Genomic DNA, 6,000 nt, shown 5'->3' with positions numbered 1-6,000 from the left:
AAAGATTTTTTAAATTTACTGCATTCATTTTATTAAATAAAATCTTATGCTATCCAGATTCGTATTCATTTTGTTATTTATCCACACAATTTCATTTAGTCAATCATCACAAGAATATAAATATAAAGACAGTAAAAGCCGTAATTCACAAGTGGATACTACTTTTGTGCGTTTGAATGACTACAGTGACGCTTTTTATTATGATCTAAAATACGCCACTACAGATAACTTTCTTAAATCAAAAGTATACGATTGTGCAGAATGTTATCTCCGTTTGAAAACCGTGAAAGCCTTAATAAAAGCGAATAAAAAATTTATTAAAAAAGGATTTCGCATCCAACTATTTGATTGTTATCGCCCTTTAGATATTCAAAAAAAAATGTGGGCAATTGTACCCAATCCAGAATTTGTAGCCAATCCATCCAAAGGCTCCATTCACAATAGAGGAGGGGCGGTAGATTTAACACTTGTTACTCTTGATGGTAAAGTTGTTGATATGGGGACTGCTTTTGATTATTTTGGTAAAGAAGCCAGTCACGGTTATTTTTTTGACGACAAAACCATCAGAAATAACCGTAAATTGCTTCGTAAGGTAATGATTCAAAATGGCTTTATCGCTCTTGAATCTGAATGGTGGCATTACAATTTAAAAGATGCCAAGAATGATCAATTGTCCAACAAAAAATGGGATTGTAACTAATTTTCTATACAAGAAATAGTATTAATGAAATAATTTTCTGGCTGATATACAATTGCATTCAACTCTGATGTGAACTCTTTTTTCACAGCATAATCTTCAATTCCCGTAAGATATTTAATTCTCAAAATTGAAAGTGGTGAATTTTTTAGTTTTTCAAAACTATCTTTAGTAAAATAGAACTCTCCAGTTGTTACTCGATTATCAAATCCTTTATCATCGCGAATTAAAGTGCCACAATTTTCTTGGTTTTTATGAATCAACAACACAATACTTCCATCATTGAGTTGTAAAAAAACTTTAGAGTTTTGATCCAAACATTTAGCCGTAATGAAATTTTTACTTTTTTGAATCAATTGTACATTTAAAGTCGGAATACCATCAGTTAAAGCCATAGAGAAAAAAATATAGCTTGAAGTACCCGCAAAATTCTTTTCACTTATCATGTACTCTTTAGTCACTTTGTAAGAACCTAAAGAATCAGTAACATTAGTACTCAACTCACATGGTTTTTGCGCAAAAACAATCGTAGAAAATACTGTAAAAAAGGTAATAAATAAACGTTTCATTGAATTTAAATTTTGCTGCAAAATAATACTATTTTATTATTATTCGCATCTAAAGTAAAAAAACAATAAACATCACCTCCTTCTTTAATTTTCCATTTTTTTCGAATATCAGCTACACTCTCCGGGAAGTTACGCACTGTAATGTTGGCTGTCTTATTCATTAAATTATTTTTCAACGCTAACTTATTGCAATTAATAACTTTATCTATTTTAAATTTCCTCCCTGGAAAATCGATAACAGTAGAATTGGTATATAAATGCGAATGCTCACTTAATTTATTGAGATTGAACACAACGCTTACTGCATCAAAAGCTCCAGATTTCATTATGGCACTATTGGGTTCGTACAAATACAATTCAGGCAACCCATAAGTTACTTTTCCTGCCCCTGCAGGCACTTCAAAAGATTCAATTACTCCTTTATTGATATGTATTGCTTTGATTTTGGTTACTTCAACATAATCTTTATGTAATTCCCATAATAACTCTTTCACCTCATTATTAACGGCAACAATATGAATGCAAAACACATTTGACAACTCTGATAAACCAGCTGTAAGATCTAACAGCGGAGCCGTTTTTATCAAAATAGCTTTAGCTATTGAGAAATAAAAATCTAACAAATCGGACACATTGGGAGCACAATCTTTTAGCATAAAAACCTTGCCTTTGCTCTCGTTTCGTCTGGAGGGATCGATATATATCCAATCCCATAATTCCTTGCTTTCCTGTATATACTCAATACTATCTCCTTCAAAACACTCTATATTGGTTGCATTTAACTGTTTGAAATTATGAGCCGCAATTTTAGAAAGATTTGAATTGATTTCGCAATGGACAACTTTATCGAATGTTTTAGAAAAATAATAATCATCAATGCCCCAGCCTCCTGTAAGATCAATTAAACGAGTACCCGAAATTAAACTAGCTTTGTATTGAGCCGTTACTTCAGAAGAGGTTTGTTCTATCGAAACTTTTGGAGGATATATAATATTTTTAGCCTTAAACCAAGTAGGTAATTTGTCTTTTGCTTTTGATTTTCCTTCTATTTGCTCCAAAATACTTCGCCAATCCACTTCAGGAAATGGATTTTTGAGCAATGCCAATTTACTTAAGTTAGCATTGATGTTACTATTGATAAACTCTTGTATATCAATTCGTAATAAATCTAAATTCAACATTAAATATTTTTAGTTAATAACTGTATAATCTTGTTTTCAGGTAAAAATTCTTTGCCTACAACTTTTAAAATAGTATATAAAGGCACTGCGAATACCATTCCAATGATTCCAAATAAAAAACCCGCAATAAGAATTACTAAAAAAATCTCAAGTGGATGTGAGCTGACACTTTTTGAAAAAATTAACGGCTGAGATAAATTATTATCTATCATTTGAACTACCCAAAAACCTACCAAAACATAAACTGTAGTTGGTAAAATCACGCCTTGAAAATCACTTCCCAAATAACTCATCATGGTTAAAAGAGCTGCAAGTATTGAAGCAATTAGTGGTCCTAAATATGGTATAATATTAAGTACGGCACATAAAAATGCAATGATTATTGGATTTGGTATTTCAAAAACAACCAATACAATTAAGTACAGAATAAATACGATACATAATTGAAAAACCAATCCTAAAAAATAGCGCGATAACAGCGTATGGGTTTTTTCAAAAGAATTTAAAATTTGCTCTTCGTGACTATCCGGAATAACTTTACGAACAGCTTTAATAAACAAAATTCTATCTTTCAAAAAGAAAAACGCTATAAAAAATACCGATGCCAAGCCCATTCCAAAACTACTAATAGCCGAAAGTAATCCGTTCAAAAAATTTGGAATGATACTAAAATTGATTTTGGAAGTAATATTATTTAAGTTTAAGAATTTCCTAGAATTGATATAATGACTTTCAAAAAAAGTATTGATTTGCTGAATTAAATCGAGAGCATTTTTTTCAATTTCTTCGGTATTTAATAAAGATAAATTTTGTCCTTGCGAAGTAATCAATGGAATAAAAAGTATGATTAACCCAATAGTTGTGAGTAAAAAAAGTAAAAGCGTGGCTATTGTAGCCATGATATGCGAAAACTTCAATTTCTTTTTAAAAAAATCAAGGATAGGATTACCGATAAGTGTCAAAAGCAAAGCAACCAATATGTAAGTCAAAACCGTCTGGATTTGATATAAAAAATATACAAACAAAGCAGCTAGTAGCAGTATAGCTACGGCTCTTACTATACCATTGGCAATAATTTTTGATGAAATCATTATTTTTGGTTTAAAAATAAGAAAAACCCGCTTTTAAAGGCGGGTTTCACAAAAAATATTTTTTAAAAAAAATTAAATTCCAAAAGCAGATCGGGCGCCACCAGAAACAAAAAGCGCTGAAATTCTTGCTTTTTGACCATTAGTAAACATATACATTCCTCTATCATCAGTATAATCCATATAATTCATAGTCATTTCAACAGGTGTACCAGTACAAGTGCTTAAATGAGGGTAGGTAGGCACCCCATAATTTGCAGAATCATGAGTAGGAGTATCAGCCACTAAATCACTTCCGCAAGTTGCATCTCCCCAAATATGTCTAAGGTTTAAATAATGCCCTACTTCATGTGTAGCCGTTCTACCCAAATTGTATGGATAACTTGATCCAGAATTACTAGTTACACCAAAATATTTACAATCTATTACAACACCATCAGTAGCTAGAGAGCCTCCAGGAAATTGTGCATACCCCAATATACCCCCACCAATAGTACAGGTCCAAATATTCAGTGTATTAGAAGGCGATGTTGGATCAATACCACCTTTACTACTTTTTTTCATGGTATCTCTGGTTCCCCAAGAGGTTTTAGTGGTGGCTTTTCTATTAATTGCCTGCAATTCAAATGTAATATCAATTTTGGCAGCTACTCCTGCAAACAAACTTGGAATACTTGAAAAATCAGTATTAGTAGCAGTAAAGTCTTTGTTCAAAACATCAATCTGAGATTGAATCAAAGCATCTGAAATGTTTTCGGCAGCCGTGCGATATAACACATTCACCACAACAGGAATAACAATTTTACCATTCACCAACTTACCCTTTAAACGTGCTTTTTGAGTGAATTCCTCAATTTGATTCATACGAATAGCTAAAAAAGGATCTGCTGCTAATTGCGCTTGCAAAACTTCATAGGAAGCACATTTACGTTTGGATACAGTTTGCTGAACATCTAAATCATTTAAGGTTTCTTCATTTTGACATGAAAATAAGGCCAAAAAAGCAACTGAACAAATTAATAGTTTTTTCATAATTGTGAAGTTTTTTTTTGTTAATTAATTGATTTACAAGTGTTTCACAAACAATTTACAAAAATAAATTGAAACTTCCCATGTTTTTTCGCAATATTTCAAAAACTAATAATCTGTATATCAACTATTTATAGTTATAAAAACGTTATTTTAATCGATTGGTAAGCTCATATAGAGCAATTCCAGTGGCTTGAACAACATTCATACTACTATTTTTTCCAAACATTTCAATATGAACTATTTGGTGTGAGCTTTTAAGGAAATAATCAGAAATTCCTGAAATCTCATTCCCAATTATTACTGCAATTGGTTTGTTTTTTTCTAAGACTAGTTTTTCAATAGCAATACTATCAGAAGTCAATTCTAAAGACAGTATTTGATAATTTTGATTCTGAAGTTCTTGAATCACATCTAATGGATTATCAGCCAGACTGTAGGACACATGAAGATGCGTACTTCTAGAGGTTTTATTTATTTTTCTAAGATTCATTTGCTCTCGAAGTCCGCAAAAAATAATTTTCTCTACTCCAAAAGCTTCACAAATTCTAAAAATAGATCCAATATTGGGTTGAAATTGAAGGGTATCACAAATCAAAATAATTGGAAAAGTACCCCCATCAAAAGGAAATTCATTATGTGTAAGCTGCATTACGGAATTAATTATTAAAAATATAAAACATAATATTGGCCCCCATTTTTAAGGCTTTTTGTCTTACTTCTATTGGGTCATTATTGACTTCTGCATCTTCCCATCCGTCTCCTAAATCACATTCGTAAGTGTACAACAACGCCAATCTATTTTTGATAAAAATGCCAAATGCCTGTGGTCTTTTTCCATCATGTTCATGAATTTTAGGCAATCCTTTATCAAAAACAAACGGCTTTTGAAAAATAGCATGATTAGCGGGCAGTTCAATTAACTCAAAATCTGGAAATAATTGTTTAATTTCTCTTCTTATAAACGAATTCATTCCATAATTGTCATCAATATGTAAAAATCCGCCACCTTCAAGATATAGTCGTAAATTTTTGCGCTCCGAATCGTTAAAAACAACATTTCCATGACCTGTCATGTGGATGTAAGGATAGGAAAACAAATCGGGGTCACTAGGTACTACTGTTGAAGGTTTGGCTTTAATTCGAGTATTGATATTGGTGTTGCAAAAATTAATCAAGTTTGGAAGCGATGTTGGGTTTGCATACCAATCGCCTCCGCCATTATATTTTAACAACGCAATTTCTTGAGCATTTGAAGTTAATGTACACAGAAGTAATAGTTTAAAAAATAATCTCATCTGTTTTTAATATTTGTTCATATAGGAAGATGGAATGCATTTTCAATTTAAATTAGTCAATAATGATTGCCAAGAGCATTTCAAATGTAAACATTAATTAATGAATTCTAATAGTATGACTTTGCACATTCGATTTAA

At 31.4% G+C, this 6,000-nt stretch carries 7 protein-coding genes; 1 reads left to right on the top strand and 6 read right to left on the bottom strand.

From position 1 onward, the window contains the following. Positions 1-46 precede the first annotated feature (46 nt). On the top strand, positions 47-700 hold the full coding sequence (locus ACZIX2_RS04855) for a M15 family metallopeptidase (RefSeq protein WP_463338953.1): 654 nt from the start codon (positions 47-49) through the stop codon (positions 698-700). On the opposite strand, the gene ACZIX2_RS04850 is transcribed toward ACZIX2_RS04855, so the two are convergent. The 6 genes from ACZIX2_RS04850 to ACZIX2_RS04825 all read right to left on the bottom strand — a co-directional run bounded on the left by ACZIX2_RS04850 (position 697) and on the right by ACZIX2_RS04825 (position 5,862). Further along, the gene (locus ACZIX2_RS04850) at positions 697-1,266 is read right to left on the bottom strand and encodes a hypothetical protein (protein ID WP_463338952.1); all 570 of its coding nucleotides are present in this window, start codon (positions 1,264-1,266) and stop codon (positions 697-699) included. The two genes, ACZIX2_RS04855 and ACZIX2_RS04850, sit on opposite strands and share 4 nt — an antisense overlap. 5 nt (positions 1,267-1,271) lie before the next feature. After that, on the bottom strand, positions 1,272-2,444 hold the full coding sequence (locus ACZIX2_RS04845; protein ID WP_463338962.1) for a THUMP-like domain-containing protein: 1,173 nt from the start codon (positions 2,442-2,444) through the stop codon (positions 1,272-1,274). A 2-nt stretch (positions 2,445-2,446) separates the two neighbouring features. Continuing rightward, on the bottom strand, positions 2,447-3,538 hold the full coding sequence (locus ACZIX2_RS04840; protein ID WP_463338951.1) for an AI-2E family transporter: 1,092 nt from the start codon (positions 3,536-3,538) through the stop codon (positions 2,447-2,449). Between the two features lie 72 nt (positions 3,539-3,610). Then, positions 3,611-4,567: a zinc metalloprotease gene (locus ACZIX2_RS04835; protein WP_463338950.1), complete on the bottom strand. Its 957-nt coding sequence runs from the start codon at positions 4,565-4,567 to the stop codon at positions 3,611-3,613. Between the two features lie 145 nt (positions 4,568-4,712). Then, positions 4,713-5,216: a TrmH family RNA methyltransferase gene (locus ACZIX2_RS04830; protein ID WP_463338949.1), complete on the bottom strand. Its 504-nt coding sequence runs from the start codon at positions 5,214-5,216 to the stop codon at positions 4,713-4,715. Between the two features lie 7 nt (positions 5,217-5,223). Beyond that, complete coding sequence (locus tag ACZIX2_RS04825) at positions 5,224-5,862, bottom strand: DUF4159 domain-containing protein (RefSeq protein WP_463338948.1); 639 nt, start codon at positions 5,860-5,862, stop codon at positions 5,224-5,226. Positions 5,863-6,000 lie beyond the last annotated feature (138 nt).

Source organism: Flavobacterium riviphilum (assembly GCF_055231795.1).
Note: the sequence above shows the minus strand (reverse complement) of the source record. Positions and strands in the feature narration are given on the sequence as shown.